The sequence below is a fragment of the Bacillus sp. DTU_2020_1000418_1_SI_GHA_SEK_038 genome (assembly GCF_032341175.1).
In the GTDB taxonomy this organism is placed as follows: Bacteria; Bacillota; Bacilli; order Bacillales; family Cytobacillaceae; genus Cytobacillus.
Genome location: NZ_CP135435.1, coordinates 1534842 through 1557233, shown reverse-complemented (window position 1 = coordinate 1557233; position 22392 = coordinate 1534842). Strand labels below are relative to the sequence as shown.

Here is a 22392-nt window from a genome sequence, read left to right as displayed (position 1 = left end):
GTAGTACATTTACTTTTGGTTTCAAGAGAGCCTGTGGATGGTGGAAACAGGTAACCATGTAAATCGAATGGACTTTTGAGCCCTCTATTATATATGAAAGACGTATCCTCACGTTACAGAGGGTTCTATGCGAATTCAGCATGGTACAGAGTGACTCATATTGAGTAATTAGGGTGGCAACGCGGACCATTCGTCCCTATCTTTTAGGAACGAATGGTCCTTTTTTGTCCAAAAATTTTATTAATTTAGTATGATCGGTTCCTACCCGTTGTACTGTCTCTTTTTCGGCCAATATTAAAGGAGGAAATTAAATGAAAACAATCTTTTCGGGCATACAGCCAAGCGGTACGATTACGCTAGGTAACTATATTGGCGCCCTCAAGCAATTTGTTGAACTGCAAGATGAGTATAATTGTTATTTTTGTATTGTGGATCAGCATGCAATTACGGTCCCACAAGACAGATTAGAGTTAAGAAAGAATATCCGAAGCTTGGCAGCACTCTATTTAGCTGTTGGGATTGACCCAGAAAAGGCTACCCTTTTCATACAATCCGAAGTACCTGCTCATGCACAAGCCGGTTGGATGATGCAATGTATTTCCTATATTGGCGAACTTGAAAGAATGACACAATTTAAAGATAAAGCGGCTGGAAGAGATGCAGTCCCTTCTGCGTTATTGACATACCCGCCTTTAATGGTTGCAGATATTCTGCTATACAGCTCTGATCTCGTTCCTGTAGGAGAGGATCAAAAGCAGCATATAGAATTAACCCGTGATTTGGCAGAAAGATTTAATAAAAAATACAGTGAGATTTTTACTATCCCTGAAATTCGAGTTCCTAAGGTTGGGGCACGCATTATGTCGCTTCAAGAGCCAACTAAGAAAATGAGTAAATCCGATCCAAATAAGAAGGCTTCCATTACCCTTCTTGATGATATTAAGCAAATTGAAAAGAAAATAAAAAGTGCTGTAACTGACTCTGAGGGCATCGTTAAATTTAATAAAGAAAATAAACCTGGTGTATCTAACCTTCTTTCGATATATTCAATTTTTTCAGGGAAAGAAATTAATGAAATTGAAAACATGTATGAAGGAAAAGGCTATGGAGATTTTAAATCCGATTTAGCTGAGGTAGTCGTGAATGAAATAAAGCCAATCCAGGAAAAATATTACGAATTGATGGAATCACAGGAACTGGATGATATTTTGGATCAAGGTGCTGAAAAGGCAGCAAGCGTTGCCGATAAAATGCTGAAAAAGATGGAAAATGCAATGGGACTAGGAAGAAAAAAAAGATAATCAGAAATGCGAAAGCGCCTTCGGAACAATTAAAGGACAATTGTTCCTGCGATGACTAATCGCAGAAGCTTTCCTTTGTGGTCACCCCCGACAAGCACAAGCCAAGCCTCCCGGAAAGGTTGTTCCTTACCTTTCTAGGAGGCTTGACTTGTGACCTCGAGGGGGGAGGCGCTCCTCCTAAAAGCTAACGCTTTTACTCGTGCGATGATAATGCTGCCGAAGCGTTCCTTGTGGAGCTAGACAGTTCTCAAACTCGAGAAAAATTATATTTTCTTATTTTAAGCAAAAAAAATCTATCATCAACGTGATAGATTTTTTTTACTTTCCTTCTAATTTACTTTAGGACCGTGCTCCATTTCCCATAATTTCTCAAAAAACGGCTGCCCTTTAATTAAGTTTTCACAAAATTGCTCATGCTTGTTCGTCCATCCATATTTACTCTGTTCAAAAAGCTGAAGCCAAGCTTCCTCAAAAGCCATTTGCTGAATATCCTTATAACTTTCTGGACTCCATTCTGTATACCAATAACGGACTTCAGCTACATTTTTGGAAGAATATAGCTGATCTAACGCCATAAACATTAGTTGCTTTAATTGTCTTTCTTTTCTAGTCAACCCTGCCATCAATTCAGGCGAGGGAGAAAGAATATGAAAATTCTTTAATGCTCTTTGATCATTAAAAGAATATGGTGTAGCATCATGATTAGAAAGCATTTCATACGCTAATTGTTCTTGTCTTGGTATAAGCCTGCTTTTTCGAATCGGAATATTATAGCCAATAGTATCGACTGCTAATATACCTTTTCCATCAGATACAACAAAACAATAGTCTAATTGGACTCGCTCATGATTTTTTCTTAAATAGGCCTTTTGATATATATCGTCTAACAGTTGTTGAGGCAATTCCGATAAATCATTTTCAATGTAATTAAACAGAACTGGATCAATTTTGATTAAAGGTACTTGGTCTAATAGTTCTACACCATCATCTTTACGCCATTCATGAAAGTGGCAAACATTATATCCATTTTCTTCTCCTTCAAACCAGTTCACCCAAACATCATGAAGATATAACATCTTTTACCCCCCGCTTCAACATGCTATTTGTCACTCAGTATGGGCAGAGGGAAGTAAAATTATTCCTAAATTAGTAAGACGCAGGGAAATATTTTCATTGATCATATAATTAAAATAAGAAGTCCCCCCTATTTATTAGGAGAGACTTTTCATCCTTAATCTTGAGTTTTTGGATCTAATGCATCTCGGAGTCCATCTCCGATAAAGTTAAAGCATAAAACAGTAATCAAAATGAGTAAGCCCGGGAAAAAAGAATACCAAGGCGCCGTTTTCAAAACTGTGAAATCCTGTGCATCTTGAAGCATATTTCCCCAGCTTGGGGTAGGAGGCTGGATACCTAATCCCAAATAACTTAAGGCAGCCTCAGTCAAAATGACATTCCCAATTAACAAGGAAGCTGAAACGATGATTGGCCCCATTGCATTTGGCAATATATGACTAAAAATAATTTTATAAGATTTAGTCCCTATCGTTTTCGATGCAAGCACAAACTCTCTCGTTCTTAATGTAAGGAACTCCCCTCTTACAAGCCTCGCTGTACTTGTCCAGCTGATAAGAGCAATAACAAGGATTAAGTTAAAAGTACTTGGTTTAAAAATAGAAACTACTGTGATTAATAAAAATAGACTTGGAATTGAAATGACGATATCAACCAATCTCATTAACATCGCATCAATAATTCCGCCAAAATAACCAGCAATGGCCCCCACACTAACTCCGATTATAAGAGCCCCGGCAACAGAACCAAAGCCAACAAGTAAAGAAATTCTTCCTCCATATAAAAGCCTTGTGAAGATATCTCGTCCATATCGATCAGTCCCAAGCCAATATTCAGCCCCAGGCGCTTTTAGCTTATGCAATAAATTCATATCCTCAAATTTATATGGGGCAATCACTGGAGCTAATATAGATGACATGATTATTAGAAACAATACGATGGCTCCTATAACAGCCAATCTATTTTTCGTAAATTTTCGAAAAAATATTCTAGTTAACGTATCAGGCTTGCTTTTTAAATGGGGGTTTAATTTTAAATCATCTTGTGTAATTTCCGCATTTATTTGTGACAAAAAAACCCCTCCTTAATACTCAATACGCGGATCGAAAATTGCGTATAAAATATCCGCTAGTAAATTTCCAATCACAACAAACACTGCAGAAATAACGGTTAGCGCCATAATGACTGGGTAGTCGCGAAGAAAAGCAGAGTCAATAAATAATTGCCCAAGACCAGGCCAAGCAAAAACCTTCTCTGTAATAGCTGCTCCGCCAACAAAGGAAGGCAGCATTAAACCAAAAAGAGTGATGATTGGAATCATGCCGTTTCTAACCCCATGCTTAACAACCACTTTCTTTTCTTTGAACCCTTTTGACATAGCCGTACGAATATAATCCTGCTTTAGGACATCCAGCATAGAAGATCTTGTGTAACGTGTAAGAGCCGCTAAATCCGCTGTCGCTAAAACAAAGCCTGGTAATATTAAATGATGTATTCGGTCCCAAATACTAAATGGCGCATTTAATGTTGCTACTCCGCCAGTTGGAAACCAGCCTAATTTAACTGAGAAAAACATGATTAAAATAAGTCCTAACCAGAAGTTGGGTGTTGCAACCCCTAGAAAGGAGCCGACTGTAAACGTATAATCCAATGGCGAATAGGGTCGCATTGCCGAGTAAATGCCAATTGGAATAGCAATGATGACGGCAATGGCAAATGAAACAACCATTAATAATAGGGTATTTGGAAGCCTATTAAGAATAAGCTCACTCACTGGAGTTCCCCGTTTAATTAAAGATTCACCGAAATCCCCTTTTGCCATATTTCCAAGCCATTTAAAATATTGAATATGAATAGGGTCGTTTAATCCATATTTTTCTTCGAATTTTGCTTTATCTGACGGCTTCATTTTTGGATCCATTAGCATTGCTACAGGCCCGCCTGGTGCCGCTTTTATGATGGCAAATGATAATATGGTAATTCCGAATAGTAAGGGAATAGCCATTAATGTTCGTCTAAAAATGTATGAAACCATCGCCTATTCTCCCTTTCATTAATTTCAGTTTATTCAAAATACACAGCCAAAAAAATTAACGTGTAGAATTTTCAGTATTTGAAAAATAAAAAGTAAGGGAAGGTAAAGGGCCTTGGGGGGCCCCAATCCCTTACTTTTCAGGTAATAACTCTATTCTTGTTTTAACCACCATTTGTGGATGTTGTACATTTGAGCCTTCGGATGGAATTCATAGCCTTCTAGATTCTTAGGAAGTGCACGGAACTCTTTCGGATAGTATAGGAACGTATATGCTTGATCTTCAGCTAGACCAGCTTGAATTTTTCCAATCATTTCTTTACGCTTATCTTTGTCAAGCTCTTGTAGCTGCTCATCCATTAATACATCTAGCTCAGGATTTGAGTAGCCAGTAAAGTTAAGGCCTTGTTCAATTTCTTTCGTATGGAAAATACCGCTAGGATCTGGATCAATACCTAAGCTCCAGCCTAAAACGATTGCTTCAAAATTCCATACACCTGGGTCGATATCAGCAATTAATGAACTGAATTCAACGATTTGAGGTTTAATTTCAATACCAACTTCTTTTAGTTGTTGTTGAAGAATAACAACGATATCTTCACGAACTTTGTTTCCTTGGTTCGTCTTAACTTCTATAGAGAATTTCTTCCCATCTTTTTCTAGAATGCCATCAGCACCAGCCGTCCAGCCAGCTTCTGCTAACATTGCCTTAGCTTTTTCAACATCGTATTCAAACTTTGGTACATCTGGGTTATATGCCCAGCTTAATGGACTTTCTGGAACGTGTGCAACTTCACCAAGTCCAGCCATTACGTTCTCAACGATTGCTTTACGATCAATTGCATGAGTGATCGCTTGACGAACTTTCTTATCCTGAAACTTTGCGTCACGCTGGTTTAAAGCTAGATATGTGTAGGAAAGGGCTAAACCTGATTCTAGACGAAGTCCAGTAGCATCAGCAAAGCTTTCAACTGTTGGAACGTCTGGCTGTGCGATACCTGCATAGTAATCAATGTCTCCAGCTTGCAGTTGAGCAAGAATAGCGTTTGCATCTGGAACAAGCTTATAAGTGACAGAATCTAAGTACGGACGGCCGTCAAAATAATCATCATTAGCAACAACCCTTACGTACTCACCATCTTTCCACTCATCAAACTTGAATGGACCTGAACCAATCGGGTTTTTCGTGTTAAATTCATGCTCTCCAAGATCCGCAATCGGAACATCTTTTAAGATATGCTCAGGAAGAATTCCGAATCCAAGACTAACTACTGGGAATTGAGCATCCACTTGCTTTAAAGTAAATTTAACAGTATATTGGTCAATTTTTTCGATCTTTTCGATATTTTCAAAATATGACTTACGGACGCCATCATAATCTGGGCTTAATGGAATGCTGTATGTAAATACAACATCATCTGCATCTAATGGCTCGCCATCATGGAATTTTGCATTTTCAACAATCTTTACAGTAAATTCTTTACCATCTTCTGAAGCCTCTAGTGACTCAGCAAGATTGCCTTCTGTTATTGTATTAAGTTCAATATCAGAACCTGTTAAACTGCTAAAAATCATATCTTCAATATCACCGCTTGATGCATCATTTGAATATAAAGGGTTAAACATTGTCGGTGCACCTGTTGATCCAACCACTAGGTCTCCACCTGTAACAGGTCCTTCATTTTTCGGTTCTTCTTTTGCCGGTGTTTCTTCTTTTGCCGGTGTTTCTTCTTTTGGCTGGGTTGTCTGCTGTCCGCCGGAACATGCAGCTAAGAACATAGACAATACTAGCATTAGGCTTACTAGTAACCACGCTGGCTTTTTCATTCATTTTCCCCCTTAGGTTTATTTTTTAAATCTAAATCCTTTTTTCAGAGAAACGAGTGTAAATATATCGCCCCCCTTCAAAGATTTATATACTAAATGCATAAATCTCATAGAATGAGTTTATCGAGCATTTAATAACAGAAATTAATATAAATGGCAGGCTACATAATGGCCCTGCTTTACCTCTTTATATTCAGGTATCATTTGACTGCATATTTCCATTGCGGCAGGGCAACGGGTATGGAAAACACAGCCTTGAGGCGGATTTGCTGGGCTAGGCAAGTCTCCTTTTAGAATAATTCTTTCCCTTGCCTGTACACCTTTTTTCTTTGGAACTGGAACAGCTGACATAAGCGCCTGAGTATAGGGATGAAGCGGATCTTCATACAAATCCTTTTTACCCGCAAATTCCATGATTTTTCCTAAATACATAACTCCTACCCTATCGCTAATGTGACGAACGACACTTAGATCATGGGAGATAAACACATAGGTTAGCCCTAAGTCATCCTGCAAGTCCTCCATCAAGTTAATAATTTGTGCTTGGATGGACACATCGAGTGCAGACACTGGTTCATCCGCAATGACTAAATCAGGATTTACCGCAAGAGCCCTGGCAATACCAATCCTTTGTCTTTGTCCACCAGAAAACTCATGTGGGTATCGATTAATAAACAGAGGATTAAGCCCTACCTTATCAAGAAGATCTTGAATTTTCTCCTTTCTTTCCTTCCCGCCATATAAATTATGGGTAACCATTGGCTCACTAAGAATTGATTTTAATGTCTTCCTAGGATTTAGTGAGGCATACGGATCTTGGAAAACCATTTGTATATCTTTTCTAATAGTTCGGCGAAGATCTGCTTCATTCATTTTCGAAATATTCTGACCTTTAAAGATGATATCTCCGCTTGTTGGTTCATACAGACGAATTAGGGTCCGGCCTGCAGTTGATTTTCCACAGCCCGATTCACCAACAATTCCAATTGTTTCTCCTTTTTTAACATTAAAGCTCAAACCGTCTACAGCTTTGATAGTGCCTACTGTCCTTTGTAAAAAGCCAGCTTTAATAGGAAAGTGCTTCCTTAAGTCCCTTACATCTAATAGGTATGTTGAATCTTTCCCGTATTCTAGCTCCTTTTTTCCTAAAGAAGTCGTTGCATTCATACTGTCGCCTCCTTCTCTTCGTGTAAAAAGCAGCGTACTGACCTTGAGCCTTTAACTGGCTTAAACTCAGGTGCTTCGTTATGGCAGCGATCAAATGCATGTGGACAGCGAGGTGCAAAACGGCACCCTTTCGGAAAGTGTTCTGGAGGAGGAACTGTACCTTCGATAGAGTAAAGACGATCCAAGTCTCCATCCAGCGATGGAATTGATCCCATTAACCCAATTGTATAAGGGTGTAACGGTTCATCAAATAAATCATCTACACTAGCTTCTTCTACCACTTGACCACAATACATAACAACTACTCGATCCGCAATTTCTGAAACAACACCTAAATCATGGGTTATTACTAGGATTGAAGTATCAGATTTTTGGCTTAAATCTTTCATTAAGTCTAGTATCTGGGCTTGAATTGTAACATCAAGAGCAGTTGTCGGCTCATCTGCAATCAGAAGCTTAGGATTACAGCTCATGGCGATAGCTATCATAACACGCTGCCTCATGCCACCTGAAAGACGGTGTGGATATTCATCAATAAGTGCTTTCGCACGAGAGAATCCTACGAGTTCAAGCATTTCTATGGCACGATTTCTTGCGATGCTTTTTGACATTTTTTGATGGTACATGAGCACCTCAATAATTTGTTCTCCAATGGTTAGGACTGGATTCAACGATGTCATGGGCTCCTGGAAAATCATAGAGATATCATTCCCACGGATTTTACACATTTCATTTTCTGAAAGCTTAACTAAATCCTTCCCGTCAAAAAGGATTTCTCCGTCCACAATTTTTCCCGGCGGACTTGGGATAAGTCTCATAATTGAAAGGGATGTAATACTCTTTCCTGATCCCGATTCCCCTACAAGTGCAACTGTCTCACCTTTATGTATTTTTAAATCAACACCATCAACGGCAGGAATATTTATTTTCTTTCTCATAAAGTATGTTTTTAAGTTTTTTAATTCCAATAATGCTGTCATAATACCCTCCGTCCAAAAATCAATAATTTTGGGCAACCTGTCTTTTGAAAAGAGACTCCAACAATCCCTATTTAATATTCGAAAATACCTTTTTTACAAATTTTATAGATATTATCTAATTTGGAATTATTTGAGTGTTTAATTGTATATTATTACAGAAAGATTACGAATTCAAGAATTTTTTAAAATATTCTATTTTTTAAACATAATATATTTAACTAAAAATTCAAACTCTTTGCATTAAACTGTTCACCTCTTATAAAATAAAAGAATCTGGAACCTGCTTAGTTCCAGATTAAATAAGGCTTTTATTCCGTTATTTTTTCATTTAAATGACTAGGTATAAAGGATTGTGAATCTAATCTAAATGATTCCTGCAAAGAAAAATCCATCTCCTCTTTGTACATGGAAACGATTGCAAAACCGGCGGCATAGCCAATCATTTTCGGGTATTTCCCCCTGCCGTAAAGAATATCATCATGCAAATTAGAAAACCTCTTCGTGCTAATCTGTTGTTTTAAAAACCTCTCCCAAAAATATAGAAACTCTTTCTCAGAATAATATTCACACCATTGCGCAATGTAGTTTTTCCCGCAGTATTTTTTAACTGTGTGTTCTGCAAGGCCTTCTAAAATCATCGAATCAATTAAAGTCGCATCCTCTATCTTTTTATTTTGATGTTGAAGTCTGCATGTATGATGATACTCGTGAATGAAAAGGGCTTCTAGTTCCAAATCATCCTCAAATGGTGTGAGAAAAAGGAATAATTTATCTTTAAAGGCTACCCCAGATTTAGTTGTTTTCACTTTGGAAAATAACGAGTTTATAGAAGCCATTGGAAAAATATATATAGGAATATTTGGGCCGCGCCATTCTTTCTTGTATTTTCTGAAGATCTCCTCGGTTTTTTCCCAGTAATTCCGCTTTTTTAGCTCAGTAAAATTTTCATAGCTTTGCCTATTCGGTTTGTACATGCCAAATTGACTTAGATATTTATAAATTTTATTAGGGCTGTCATCAGAAAATGATTTTGAAAGCCTTGAACATATTTTCTCATAGTTATAGAAATCATCTTCTAGCCACAGGTCCGTTCGTATTACCCCCACTATTTATTTACCCCCATTACTTTTATTAGCTTATTTTTAGTTTATGAATAGTGGTTTTTTTTGTTATTAAGTGGATTGAACTAAAAAAGAACTCTACTTAAAGATAGCGGAGATTTATTTGCGGAATTGACCGGTTTATTTGCGAAAGCAACCGGTTTATTTGCGAAAGCAACCGGATTATTTGCGAAAGACCGGTTTATTTTCGAAAGCAATGAGTTTATTTGCGAAAGCAACCGATTTATTTGCGAAAGCGACCGGTTTATTTGCGAAAGCCCCAGATTTAACTTAAATCGAGTAGGAGGGAGTAATTAACTCCCGACCTCTCACACCACCGTACGTACGGTCCCGTATACGGCGGTTCAATAACTTGAGTATCGACGTTCATATAAGTGGTTAAGGTCTTTTAGACCCCATTTAATGAGCGTCTTTATTTTAATTGCATTATGAAGCGTTCCGCAGCCTGAAATCCTCCAATAACCCTTTCGGGTATTGGCTACTTTACAAGCCTCATCATGTTTGATTCCTAATCTCCTTAGTTGCTGATACCGTGTTTTAACCCTCTTCCATCTTTTCCATATAATCTGTCTTAATCGATGATTCAACCATTTTGTAACGTCTTCGATAAACCTTTTCATCAAGCTGATTCCATAGTAATTTATCCAACCAACTGTCGCTTGGTTAATTTCCTTGGCTATTTCCTCAAATTTACCTGGGCGATTCCGTTTTGTTAGATTCTTTAGTTTAGTTTTAAACCTCTTCTTAGCTACTTGGTGCGGTCTGCAACTAACACCTTTAGAGGTAGTGTGTATACAGAAACCTAGAAATTTCAATTTTGTTGGACTTCCTATTTGACTCTTAGTGCTGTTAACTGTCAGTTTTAAATCCTTTTCAAGGAAGTTGGTGATACTTTCCATTACACGTTGTCCGGCTCGTTTGCTTTTAACATAGATGCAGAAGTCATCCGCAAAGCGCACGAATTTGTGTCCACGTCCCTCTAATTCCTTATCTAGTTGATTTAAGTAGATATTACTCAGTATTGGCGAAAGAACGCCACCTTGAGGAGCACCAGAGTCCGTTGATTTCGTTAGTCCATTTTCAAGGATTCCACTCTTAAGAAATTTCCAGATTAACTTTAGGACTATATTGTCTTGTATAAATATCTTTAGATATTCCATCAGCTTTTGGTGATTTATTGTGTCGAAGTAACTCTTTAAGTCACAATCTACAACCACTTTATATCCTTGTTCGTAGTATTTGATGGATTGTTCAATAGCTTGATGTTGATTTCTGTTAGGTCTGAATCCATAACTCATTTCCGAGAAATAAGGGTCTATTATCCCACCGATTACTTGATAGATTGCTTGTTGGACCATACGGTCCCTTACACATGGAATGCCTAACTTACGTTTAGACCCATCCGGTTTGGGTATTTCAACTCGTTTAACAGGTAAAGGGTTATAAGTGCCATCCTTCAATTTTCTTTTAAGATATTTGTGGTATTTTTGCACATGACCAAAAAGTTCATCTACTTTCATTCCATCAATTCCGGGTGCACCTTTATTTGCTTTAACCTTTTCACAAGCCCTAAGTAGATTTTCGTCATCAATTATCTTGTCAATTAAATCGATACCATCTTGGCGTCCTACTTCTGTATAGACAGAACTACACGCTTTCGCATACTCTTCAGTTTCCAACCTATCCATTTGCGAATAGCCATCTTTCGATGTATTCTGTGGTCTATGCACTGCCTTTACCTCCGTATTTTCCCAAGATTGTTATTGTTCAGCCCTTCATTCCGATGGAACTACTATGGCTTCTGCTGACTTCTTACAATTCAGTCTATCATCACTAACAGACTTGTTCCTGTGAGATATTCCATCTCTCTTGTCGAGAACCCTTGTAAGACCTCCCCGGGTAAGAGCTATAACCTTCCTCCCATGTAACTGCTATATTTACTGTATAGGATTCGTGCAGTATTGGACTTTGTTTTGTTATGCAAACTCGTCCGTCCTAATTCAGCCTTATATATAGTTTCTGTCCGTCAGTTCGGGATTTTGCCTCCGGCTACCTTCAGATTCCACCTCACGGTGGACACCCTTGCCATTAGCTAACAGTTCCTACTGCCAAGCCTGTAGTGGACTTTCACCACCAAGTTATAGCCCATGCCGGGCGCACATAAAAAAGAAGGTCAAATCGACAGATTTGACCTTCCTTAAATAAAAATTATTCGTATTTTTTAAATGCGATCGTTGCGTTATGGCCGCCGAAGCCTAATGAATTACTAATTGCCGCTTTAATTTCTTTCTTTCTCGCTTCGTTTGGAACATAATCAAGATCACAGTCCGGGTCTGGTGTTTCATAATTTATTGTTGGCGGTAAAATACCTTCCTTCATAGCTAAAACGGTAAAAATAGCTTCTATTCCGCCAGCCGCTCCAAGAAGGTGGCCAGTCATTGATTTCGTAGAGCTTATAGCCAATTTGTAAGCATGCTCTCCAAAAACCTGTTTAATTGCCATTGTTTCATATTTATCATTGTAATCTGTACTAGTTCCATGAGCATTAATATAATCAATATCCTCTGGCATTAAACCAGCATCATTGATCGCCATTTTCATAGCTCTGGCTCCGCCTTCTCCTTCTGGTGCTGGTGCTGTAATATGGTAAGCATCGCCTGTAGCACCATACCCTACTATTTCAGCGTATATGTTTGCACCTCTAGCAAGAGCATGCTCAAGCTCCTCAAGAACAACTATTCCAGCTCCTTCACCAATAACAAACCCATCTCGATTTTTATCAAATGGACGGCTAGCTGTGTTTGGATCAGGATTTGTTGATAATGCTGTGTTAGCACAAAATCCTGCAACTGACATTTTCGTAATCGGTGCTTCAGCTCCACCTGTTACCATTGCATCTGCATCCCCGCGCTGTATAACTTTAAAGGCATCACCAATGGAGTTTGTGCCAGTTGCACATGCTGTTACAGTACATGAATTAAATCCTTTAGCCCCTAGTGTGATGGATACTTGACCTGTTGCCATATCAGGTATCATCATTGGAACGAAGAATGGACTAACCCTTCTGTAACCGCGATTTAGAAATGTTTCGAATTGATTTTCGAATGTCTCCATACCGCCAATCCCTGAGCCAATCCAAACGCCGATGCGATGAGCGTTGTCTTCATTGATCGATAAATTTGCATCCTTTACCGCCATTAAAGATGCTGCAACCGCATAATGTGTAAAGCGGTCCATTTTTCTAGCATCCTTTTTTTCGATGAAGTTTTCGACATTAAATTCCTTTACTTCTGCAGCAACTTTTACCGGATATTCATCTGCATTAACTCTTGTTAAAGGACCTACACCAGATACACCTGCAAGGATATTTTTCCAAGTAGTTTCTGCTTCATTCCCAAGCGGAGTTACAGCGCCAATGCCTGTAACAACAACTCTACGTTTATTCATTAATTTATATCTCCTTTACTCTAATAGATATTTAACGAACATTCTATCATAATAATAAAAGAATCTTTGTGAAAATTCCTCTTATCTGCCCCAGCGCATTGCGATGGCACCCCATGTTAATCCGCCGCCGAAACCGACCATTACAATTAAATCTCCATCTTTAATCTTTCCTGCCTCTAATTCCTCAAAAATGGAAATAGGTATTGACGCAGCTGATGTATTTCCATATTTGTGAATTGTTTTTGACATTTTTTCTTCAGGTAAATCGAGACGCTGCCTTGAAGCCTCCATAATCCGAATATTTGCCTGATGAGGGATTAAGAAATCAACATCTTCTTTTGTAAGACCCGCTTTTTCTAATACGTTTACACAGCTTTCTCCCATTTGGCGGACTGCGAATTTAAATACTTCACGACCGTTCATGATAATGTACTCTTCCTGGAATAAATGCTTTCCACCTGTTCCATCAGCGCCAAGCTCAAAAGATAGAATTCCTCTGCCCTCAGAAACTTGGCCGATGACAGCAGCTCCAGCACCATCCCCGAATAATACAGCCGTATTTCGGTCTTCCCAATCTGTGACTTTTGAAAGCTTTTCAACCCCTACTATTAATACGTGCTTATAAGTTCCAGCCTCAACAAATTGCTTTGCTGTAACAATTCCGTACATAAATCCGGCACATGCAGCACTAACGTCCATCGCGGCTGCTTTGACAGCCCCCAGCCTTTCCTGAAGCATGCAGGCAACAGATGGAAAAGGACGGTCAGGTGTAACGGTTGCAACTATGATCATATCTAAATCTTCGGGTGAAATATTTGCGTTTTCGATCGCCTTTCTTGCCGCTTCATAAGCAAGATCAGACGTATCGGTATCATCATCCGCTATTCTTCTTTCCTCAATACCTGTACGTGTTCTAATCCATTCATCTGATGTATCAACCATTTTTTCTAGATCCGCATTAGTAAGAATTTTCTCTGGCAAGCATCTGCCAATTCCAATAATCCCTGCATTCATGGAGTCCACTCCTTATCCTCTACTATTCAATGGAAAAGCCATTACAAAAATGAGTACTGGCTCAATTAATAAAAATTATGAGTTAAAACCTATATTATTATCAAATATTATGACTTGGTACTAATTTTATCAAATAAACGGGTACAATAGCAAGAATTAATCAAAGACTAATTCTAAGATTTTTATCGCAGATTAGCGAGCTGTAAAACCCCCACGGATTGAAGTTTCACTTTATCCGCTTTTGTCCAAACAGGGTTGAGTAATCAACATAAAATAATATAAAAGGGGATGGAGATCCGTTGAATACAGAAAATGATAACAAACATGGTTTCACAAAATCAAATCGTCTTAATCAATTAATGTTCGGTTCAGTTGAAAAGCCTTCCGCTAATAACGTGGAATTTGAAGAAACGCATGAAGAAATGGAGTATGAAAGTTCAAATAGAATTCATAACCGTTTTGATAGCTTAATGCTTCGGGAAAGACATCATCCTTCACCTAAAGAGAATACAAACAATAGTTCCCTCTCAAACCATCTCAATCATGTTGTAAATAATATTAATTTTGTTGAACTAATGGATAATATAGATACAATTGTTAGTACTGCTAAGCAATTAAAGCCTCTATATCGAAAGGTCACTCCTTTAATTGATCAAATTTTGAAAAAGAAAGATGAATGAATAATTGAAACCGGTCCTCCATCGAAGACCGGTTTCAATTATTCCTTTTCTGCTAGTGCATCTGCTTTTCCCATTTCATATGCTTCATTCATAACCTTTGTAAAGAGACTCATGAATGGCTGAATCATTTCAAGGGATAATTCTACTCCAGCTTCTTCTAATTGCTGCTTTGCTTCTGGAAGATATTTCATGGCAATTTGCATGAATTCCATCGTTTTTTCTGTTGAATGCATATATGTAACTCCTTCTTTTACTTTATTTACTTGGAAGTTCTCCAGTTTTTCGATATTCTGCAATGGCTGTATTTATATTATTAATAAATTCTTGGTCCACATCTGAGCTAAATTTTCCAAGAGTAATTACATCCTCTTGAAAATCAAATGACAGATTTCCGGATTTGAGCTCCCCTTTATCAAATCTCTCTGCCACCAATTCATAAAGAACATCCACATGCTGGATCGTGCTAGTTAAAACGGCTGATTCACCCAGATCTGACTGGTCAGATATATATCCAATTGCATAATGGCCCTTCTCTTTCACCTGCTCGATAACAGGAACGTTGTAGCCATCACCGGCTGGATAAATAACATCTGCACCTTTTGCCGTTATCTTATTTAATAATTCAATCGCTTTTCTAGCATCATCCCAATTGCCTACATATTCAATCATGACATCTACTTGTGGATTTTCATAATTGGCCCCTTCATAAAAGCCTTCAATTTCAGGCTGCCACTCATATGCTGCAATAATTCCAATAACATTAGTCTTAGTCATATGACCTGCAATCATTCCACCGAAAAAACCCATTGCATACCCTTCAAAATTTAAACTTGTAGTATTGGTATTTTCCGCATCTCCATTAAAACTGACAAAATGGATATGGGGGTAGCTAGGTGAAAGCTGATTAAAGTATTCCGCATATTCATTACCATGGCCAAAAATAATATTAACGCCTTTTTGGTCGAATTCTTTAACCGCACGTTCAACAACTAGTTGTGAATTCATGCCCTCTTTATAATAAACCTCGATATTATGTTGGGATTGAATCTTTAACAATCCTTTATAGCCTTTAGTTCCCCATACTTGATCATTTATCGTATCAGGGATTAATAAGCCCGCTTTCTTTAGTTTGCCTGATGACATTGCTTGTCCGCAGGAGGACAATAAAAGAAGGCTTAAAAGAAGAATCCCAAATCGTACAAATAATTTCCGCATCTCCCTTTGTTCCGCCTCTCCAAAATAGCCATAACATATTTTTCTATTTAAAACAAACAGAAAAAGTCCAGAAACATCTTCCAGCTATTTTCATTCTACCCTTATCACGCAAGTTTTGAAAAGACTTTATTCCTATCCTACTAAATTCTGCCTTCATGTAACAACTTTAGATGCCGTTTCTGGGTATCGATTCCTTTGGAAAAAAGGGTTTTACTTTTCACTAATTTTGTATTTAACTCCCACGTATCAGCTGGATTCTTGCAAAGATTTTTTTCTATAACATTAGCAGGGATTGAAAGGTAGTCAGCACATTTTTTCCAATGATTCGTAATATCGCTTTTCAAGATGTATGATTCTCCTAAACTGCTTTTAGCTAAGTTCAAGATAGGATCCACAATATCATCAATATATAGAGTATCATGGATCCATTCTTGTTCATTTAATGAAATTTGATGGTCTGGATCAATCGTTTTTAACAAGTATTGCTGAAATAAAAATGGGCTGGGCTGCCACGGTCCATAAATAGTTGGGAGAAAGACACGAAGATTATTCATTCTTTGAAGGATACGCTTTTCCGTTTCATTCATCTGCAGAAAACTTTGAATCGAAAAAAGGGAAATCATTCTTGAATCATTTTTGACCATTTTATTCTTTATAATGTACTCCTCTATGGAATGATCTCCATCGAAGCACTCCTTTTGATTAGTCTCCAAAATATCATAATGATCAAAAATTAAAAAGGTTTGATCATTAATTTCCCCTTTGGAAAGCCAGTTGGATAATGATTCTTCGTAAAAATTTGCGTTGCGTTCAATTTCCATACGCTTATCGTTAATATATGAATCTTTTTCATCATGATCGAACCGAATACCTATTACCTCAAATCCTTGTTCTAATAATGAGCGACAAAAATGAAAACCTAAAAACTTGAATGTTCCAATTATTATTGCCCTGTCCATTGTAAAGCCTCCCTAACCATTATCAGTGTATTCTATGCAAACACACTGCTATTTAATTCGCAAAGAAGAACCTCCTTCCGTATGAATGAACAATTCCCTTGCCTTTATGAATATATGAAAGATTCGTTTTTTATAATATCCCTTCATTCTTCTTCATAAAATTAATTATTTGTGTTCCCATGCCCATCCTTTTTTCAGGCAGCAAAAAACAAATCGAGATAGGGCTTCCTGTTTCCTTCCATTTTTCAGCTTGTGTTTTTACTTGTTTTGATTGATTATATGCCCGCCCATCAGTCATAATATGAATGATTTTGGTAGGAATACATAGAGAATTCTTAAAGCTTTCTTTTAGAATGATTTTATTTTCAACATATTTCATATCTAATTCATAAGCCTCAGCAAGCTCTTTTAGTAAATTTTTATAGAAAAATTTATGCTCCTTTTCAAGTTCTAAATGATCACTGAGAGAAAAAATGGGATTAATTAAAATACATCCGCGGATTAGCTGAGGGCCCATTTCATCCATAAGCTTTAAGGCAATTAAAGCCCCCATCCCTTCTGCAATTAGATTAATCTTTGGATTTATTATTTCTGTGCGAATAATATGTTCATATAATCTTCTTGCCAGTTTAACTGCTTTTTCACTTCCCCAATTCTTTCGGTATAAGTTTGAATAAAAAATAATATACCCCTCATCCTTAAGCATATTTAAAATAGCTGATTTTCCCTCATTCTGTGTCCAGTAGCTCCCGTTTTCATTAACGTAGTGCCTGTCATCACCTATAATCAGGATACCGAAACCACTTGGTTTTTCAGGATAGTGGATCATATTCCATTCGGTATCCAATTGAAAGTTCCGGCTTTCCATTGCGAAAACTCCTTTGCTTCTTATTTTCATAATAATGTATGACGTTTCACATGAAATGAAAGGGGGAAAGCCTATATATTTGAAATACAAAGGATTTCATAATTTTTCTTCTGGTTTCATTTATTAATTTATCTGGTTATGGTAATATGATAGGGGATTTTAAAATGTAGAGGTGAATACGATGAGATTCTTTTGGACGTTTTTTTGGACTTTTCTACTTGTTCAAATGTTAACTTATGTAGTTAGCTCCATGCTTGGTTTAGCTTTTGATTTCAAAACAGGATCCATTCTCGCAGTAGGTGCTACGATTTTAATTTTTGTAATTTCAACGGTCATTCCTGAAGGACCAGTGGAAAAAGAAGGTATTCACTAAGAAAAGCAGAAGCGCCTTCGGAACAATCAAAGGACAATTGTTCCTGCGATGAATATTCGCAGAAGCTTTCCTTTGTGCCCACCCCCGACAAGCACAAGACGAGCCTCACGGAAAGGTGAGCTCTACCTTTCAGGATTGGCTTGTGACCTCGAGGTTGACAAAAACGCGACGTCCTGTCGCATTGTCAACACTAGTACGTCCTGTACGTCGGGGGTAGGCGCTGAAGCTAGACAGTATAAAAAGAGAGTGACTTTAGCGTATGCTTGCATACCCTACCTAAGTCACTCCTTTTTTTATTGAATTTTCAATGTTAATTCATCGTTTTTAACCGTAATTGATACTTCACTATAATCTTTAATTTCTCCTCCGATTATTCTGCGGGCTAAAATCGTTTCTACATTTCTTTGGATGAAACGCTTTAATGGACGTGCACCATAAACAGGATCAAATCCATTTTCAGCAATGTATTCCTTAGCTGTTTCTGAAATATCTAGGCGAACATGCTGATCTGACAATCTCTCTTGAAGCTGTTTGATTAATTTAGATACAATTTCCTTTATTTCTGTTAAAGCAAGAGGCTTAAATAGAATGATTTCGTCTACCCGATTTAAGAACTCTGGACGAAAATGTCCTCTTAACGTATTCATCACTTTATTTCGAGTTTCTTCATTTATATACTCTTCTCCACTAACGCGTTCAAGCAAATACTGTGAACCAATATTAGACGTCATAATAATTACTGTATTTTTAAAATCAACTGTTCTTCCCTGTGAATCAGTAATCCTTCCATCATCGAGCATTTGCAGGAGAATGTTAAAGACTTCTGGATGTGCCTTCTCAATTTCATCAAGCAGAATGACGGAGTATGGCTTTCTTCTAACTGCTTCTGTCAGCTGTCCGCCTTCCTCATAGCCGACATAGCCGGGAGGAGCTCCAATTAATCTTGAAACAGCATGCTTTTCCATATATTCAGACATATCCATCCGAATAATATGCTCTTCACTGTCAAATAAGCTTTGTGCTAAAGCTTTCGCAAGCTCGGTCTTCCCTACCCCTGTTGGACCTAGGAAAATAAAAGAACCTATTGGACGATTTGGATCTTTAATTCCTGCTCTTGCACGAAGAACAGCATCTGACACAAGTTCAACAGCTTCATTCTGGCCGATGACTCTTTCATGAAGAATGCTTTCTAATCTTAGGAGCTTCTCACGTTCACCTTCAACAAGCTTGGCTACAGGAATGCCTGTCCATCTTGCAACAATGTCCGCTATCTCCTCTTCTGTTACCTCTTCTCTTAATAAGCGTTCCCCATCTTTCTCATTCACTTCCTGCTCAAGCTGCTTTATATCTTTTTCCAATGCAGGTATTCTTCCATGTCGAAGCTCTGCTGCTTTATTTAAATCGTATTCATTTTCGGCCTTTTCGAGCTCCCTGCGCAATTTTTCCAGCTGTTCTCTTTTTTCACGGATTTTCTGAATGCCTTCTTTTTCGTCCTGCCATTTTGCTTGCATATGATCGGCTTTTTCCTTAAAACCAGCCAATTCCTTTTGCAAAAGCAAAAGTCTAGCTTTACTTGCTTCGTCGCTTTCTTTACTTAATGCTGCTTCCTCTATCTCAAGCTGCATTACTCTTCTCGTAACCTCATCAAGTTCCTGTGGCATAGAGTCAATTTCCGTGCGAATCATAGCACAAGCCTCGTCAACTAAATCAATCGCTTTATCTGGAAGGAAGCGATCTGTTATATATCGGTCTGATAAGGTCACCGCTGCGACTAAGGCACGATCATGTATGTTTACCCCATGGTGAATCTCATATCTTTCTTTCAGTCCTCTAAGGATCGAAATGGAATCTTCCACATCAGGCTCCTGAACGAGAACCTGCTGAAAGCGTCTTTCTAATGCTGGGTCCTTTTCAATATATTTTCGGTGTTCATCTAGGGTCGTAGCACCTATACAATGCAATTCTCCCCGGGCAAGCATCGGTTTAAGCATATTGCCAGCATCCATAGCTCCTTCGGTCTTGCCAGCTCCAACGATCGTATGAATTTCATCAATAAAAAGGAGAATCCTTCCTTCGCTTTTTTTCACTTCATTTAAAACCGCTTTAAGACGCTCTTCAAACTCTCCTCTAAATTTTGCACCGGCAATAAGAGAGCTCATATCCAAGGAGAATATTGTTTTATCCTTTAACCCTTCTGGAACATCTCTTCGGACAATTCTTTGGGCAAGGCCCTCGACTATTGCCGTTTTCCCTACACCCGGTTCTCCGATTAATACAGGATTGTTTTTTGTTTTTCGAGATAAAATTCGAATGACATTTCTAATCTCACTATCTCTCCCGATTACCGGGTCCATCTTTCCCGCCTTTACCTCTGCAACTAAGTCTCTCCCATATTTTTTTAAAGCTTCATATGTTGCTTCTGGATTTTGTGATGTCACCCTTTGATTCCCCCTTATTTCCTTTATCGCTAGCTCTAGCTTATGACTATTAATTCCTTCTTTTTTGAAAGCTGCTGACGCTTCAGATGTTGATTCTGAGATGGCTAATAGGACATGTTCAACTGAAAGAAATTCATCATTAAATTTTTCCCTAATCGCATCTGCACTTGCCAAACTGCGTTGAAGATTAATCGTAATATATAGCTTTCCCTGTTCAATGCCGGTTCCCGAAACTTGCGGTTTTTTCCTAAGTATGTGTTCTAAACCTTTTTTCATATTTTCAATTGATACATGTGACTTTTTCAGAATAGATGCCATTAGGCTGTTGTCCTGTCCGAGAAGAGCCAATAATAAATGAACATCATCCACTTCCTGATGCTGTTCCCTTATTGCCAGATTTTGCGCACTCATAATTCCGTCCTGCATCCGTTCTGTCATTTTATTAATATCCATACATATCCTCCTCTCTGACCTTCTTTGACCTTTAATGTTATTATAGCATATGTAAAGCCATCCACAAATGGATGGCTCCCAATAATAATTTAAGTTTAAGGTTTTCTTTGATACGTCCAAACACGATTATGGTTGGAGTTTTCAGGAAATCTATCTCCTGCCTTAAGCTTCAGCATTTGTGGGTTATTAACATTGCTTCCAGTTTCTCCAACTTCAATATAAATTCCATTATTCGGTGCTTTCTGACCTGGTTTAAATTGACGATTTTGCCCCATATACACTCCTCCTTTATTTCTAGAATCACTACTATTATTTCCATCCTAAAAATTCATCGAGATAGAACTTTTTACCATAATAAAATAGCAAAAAGCCCTCTTACAGTAAGAAGGCCTTTTGCTCTTATAAAATTTCTGATAATAGGGCTTTTTGAACATGCAGTCTGTTGCCAGCCTGCTGGAAGACAGCCGAATTTGGTCCATCAATAACATTTGCTGTAACCTCTTCTCCCCTATGTGCAGGTAAGCAATGAAGGAATGTAAAATCTTTCTTTGCATTTTGAATGAGGCCCTCATTTACTTGGAAATCTGTAAAGGCTTTTAGTCTTTTTTCATTTTCTGCCTCTTGCCCCATACTCGTCCACACGTCTGTATAAATAGCATCTGCACCATTAACAGCCTCATATGGATTATTTGTTATAGCCACCTTCCCGCCGCTAGCTGCAGCAAACCCTTTTGCCTTTTGAACGATATCAGCATTTGGTTCATATCCAGCAGGAGTGGCTATCGTAATATCTACGCCTAATTTTGCTGCCCCAATCATCAATGAATGAGCAACATTATTTCCATCACCAATATAGGCTAGCTTTAACCCAGCTAATTCACCTTTAGTTTCCTGTAAAGTTAATAAATCTGCTAAAGCCTGACATGGGTGATACAAATCTGTTAGCCCATTAATTACTGGAATCGTTGCATGTAAAGCAAGCTCTTCAATGGTATTATGTGAAAAAGTACGTATCATAATAGCATCAACATAGTGTGAAAGAACCTTAGCTGTATCAGCGATGGACTCTCCTCTTCCTAATTGGAGGTCTTGACTATTTAAATATAATGCCTGACCCCCAAGCTGGATCATTCCAGCCTCGAATGAAACTCTTGTACGTGTAGAAGATTTTTCGAATATCATTCCCAAAATTTTACCCTGTAAGGGAGCAATATGTTCACCAAGCAATGCTGCATTCTTAAGCTTTTTAGCTTTTTGAAGCAAACCACTAATAACCTCTGGCGAGAAATCTGCTAAAGCTAAAAAATCACTTCCTTTAATATTAAGTTTGTTATCTGCAGTTTGAATTGAAATAGCCAATTCAATCACTCCTTTTAAATTTAATTTTCGGTTATTTTTTCCATTAAATTTCATCACTTAATATTTCCCGAGCAATTTTTGTTT

At 37.9% G+C, this 22392-nt stretch carries 20 protein-coding genes and 1 other annotated feature (1 of these 21 cut by a window edge); of the genes, 3 read left to right on the top strand and 17 right to left on the bottom strand.

Translation table 11 applies throughout. The features are described from left to right. Positions 1-201, top strand: a binding site (T-box leader) (it extends 19 nt beyond the left edge of the window). Between the two features lie 110 nt (positions 202-311). Then, positions 312-1301: a tryptophan--tRNA ligase gene (gene trpS / locus RRV45_RS07725; RefSeq protein WP_315668243.1), complete on the top strand. Its 990-nt coding sequence runs from the start codon at positions 312-314 to the stop codon at positions 1299-1301. 329 nt (positions 1302-1630) lie between these two features. On the opposite strand, the gene RRV45_RS07720 is transcribed toward trpS, so the two are convergent. The 10 genes from RRV45_RS07720 to RRV45_RS07675 all read right to left on the bottom strand — a co-directional run bounded on the left by RRV45_RS07720 (position 1631) and on the right by RRV45_RS07675 (position 13963). Further along, the gene (locus tag RRV45_RS07720; RefSeq protein WP_315668242.1) at positions 1631-2377 is read right to left on the bottom strand and encodes a YjbA family protein; all 747 of its coding nucleotides are present in this window, start codon (positions 2375-2377) and stop codon (positions 1631-1633) included. A gap of 155 nt (positions 2378-2532) precedes the next feature. Then, entirely contained in the window at positions 2533-3438 is a 906-nt protein-coding gene (gene opp4C, locus RRV45_RS07715; RefSeq protein ID WP_410489365.1) for an oligopeptide ABC transporter permease, read from the bottom strand. Between the two features lie 21 nt (positions 3439-3459). Next, entirely contained in the window at positions 3460-4410 is a 951-nt protein-coding gene (locus RRV45_RS07710) for an ABC transporter permease (RefSeq protein WP_315668240.1), read from the bottom strand. 150 nt (positions 4411-4560) lie between these two features. Continuing rightward, entirely contained in the window at positions 4561-6234 is a 1674-nt protein-coding gene (locus RRV45_RS07705) for a peptide-binding protein (protein ID WP_315668239.1), read from the bottom strand. A gap of 144 nt (positions 6235-6378) precedes the next feature. Then, positions 6379-7401, bottom strand: coding sequence for an ABC transporter ATP-binding protein (locus RRV45_RS07700; protein ID WP_315668238.1), 1023 nt, complete (start codon positions 7399-7401; stop codon positions 6379-6381). Continuing rightward, the gene (locus tag RRV45_RS07695) at positions 7398-8381 is read right to left on the bottom strand and encodes an ABC transporter ATP-binding protein (protein WP_315668237.1); all 984 of its coding nucleotides are present in this window, start codon (positions 8379-8381) and stop codon (positions 7398-7400) included. Before RRV45_RS07695 ends, RRV45_RS07700 begins: the two co-directional genes overlap by 4 nt. 308 nt (positions 8382-8689) lie before the next feature. Continuing rightward, on the bottom strand, positions 8690-9487 hold the full coding sequence (locus tag RRV45_RS07690; RefSeq protein WP_315668236.1) for a DUF2268 domain-containing protein: 798 nt from the start codon (positions 9485-9487) through the stop codon (positions 8690-8692). Positions 9488-9846: 359 nt separating this feature from the next. Beyond that, a complete protein-coding gene (ltrA, locus tag RRV45_RS07685) occupies positions 9847-11232 on the bottom strand; it encodes a group II intron reverse transcriptase/maturase (RefSeq protein WP_315668235.1) in 1386 nt (461 codons plus the stop codon). A gap of 478 nt (positions 11233-11710) precedes the next feature. Further along, a complete protein-coding gene (gene fabF, locus RRV45_RS07680; RefSeq protein WP_315668234.1) occupies positions 11711-12949 on the bottom strand; it encodes a beta-ketoacyl-ACP synthase II in 1239 nt (412 codons plus the stop codon). Positions 12950-13030: 81 nt separating this feature from the next. After that, positions 13031-13963: a beta-ketoacyl-ACP synthase III gene (locus RRV45_RS07675; protein WP_315668233.1), complete on the bottom strand. Its 933-nt coding sequence runs from the start codon at positions 13961-13963 to the stop codon at positions 13031-13033. Positions 13964-14262: 299 nt separating this feature from the next. Between RRV45_RS07675 and RRV45_RS07670 the strand changes: the two genes are divergently transcribed. Next, positions 14263-14643, top strand: a complete 381-nt coding sequence (locus tag RRV45_RS07670; RefSeq protein ID WP_315668232.1) for a hypothetical protein — start codon at positions 14263-14265, stop codon at positions 14641-14643. 38 nt (positions 14644-14681) lie between these two features. Here the strand turns inward: RRV45_RS07670 and RRV45_RS07665 are convergent, their stop codons facing one another. The 4 genes from RRV45_RS07665 to RRV45_RS07650 form a co-directional block, all read right to left on the bottom strand. Continuing rightward, the gene (locus RRV45_RS07665; protein ID WP_315668231.1) at positions 14682-14876 is read right to left on the bottom strand and encodes a ComZ family protein; all 195 of its coding nucleotides are present in this window, start codon (positions 14874-14876) and stop codon (positions 14682-14684) included. 22 nt (positions 14877-14898) lie between these two features. Further along, the gene (locus RRV45_RS07660) at positions 14899-15858 is read right to left on the bottom strand and encodes a BMP family ABC transporter substrate-binding protein (protein ID WP_315668230.1); all 960 of its coding nucleotides are present in this window, start codon (positions 15856-15858) and stop codon (positions 14899-14901) included. Positions 15859-15998: 140 nt separating this feature from the next. After that, positions 15999-16817: a Rossmann-fold NAD(P)-binding domain-containing protein gene (locus tag RRV45_RS07655; RefSeq protein ID WP_315668229.1), complete on the bottom strand. Its 819-nt coding sequence runs from the start codon at positions 16815-16817 to the stop codon at positions 15999-16001. A 130-nt stretch (positions 16818-16947) separates the two neighbouring features. Further along, the gene (locus RRV45_RS07650) at positions 16948-17685 is read right to left on the bottom strand and encodes a hydrolase (protein ID WP_315668228.1); all 738 of its coding nucleotides are present in this window, start codon (positions 17683-17685) and stop codon (positions 16948-16950) included. Between the two features lie 181 nt (positions 17686-17866). On the opposite strand from RRV45_RS07650, the gene RRV45_RS07645 reads away from it, so the two are divergent. Beyond that, positions 17867-18058, top strand: a complete 192-nt coding sequence (locus RRV45_RS07645; protein WP_315668227.1) for a DUF2929 family protein — start codon at positions 17867-17869, stop codon at positions 18056-18058. A 293-nt stretch (positions 18059-18351) separates the two neighbouring features. Here RRV45_RS07645 and clpB read toward each other — a convergent pair whose 3' ends face one another. From clpB to argF, 3 genes are all read right to left on the bottom strand, one after another. Next, complete coding sequence (gene clpB, locus RRV45_RS07640) at positions 18352-20949, bottom strand: ATP-dependent chaperone ClpB (RefSeq protein ID WP_315668226.1); 2598 nt, start codon at positions 20947-20949, stop codon at positions 18352-18354. A 95-nt stretch (positions 20950-21044) separates the two neighbouring features. Further along, positions 21045-21224, bottom strand: a complete 180-nt coding sequence (locus RRV45_RS07635; protein ID WP_315668225.1) for a YjzC family protein — start codon at positions 21222-21224, stop codon at positions 21045-21047. A 124-nt stretch (positions 21225-21348) separates the two neighbouring features. Then, positions 21349-22302, bottom strand: coding sequence for an ornithine carbamoyltransferase (gene argF / locus RRV45_RS07630; protein ID WP_315668960.1), 954 nt, complete (start codon positions 22300-22302; stop codon positions 21349-21351). Positions 22303-22392: the final 90 nt, after the last annotated feature.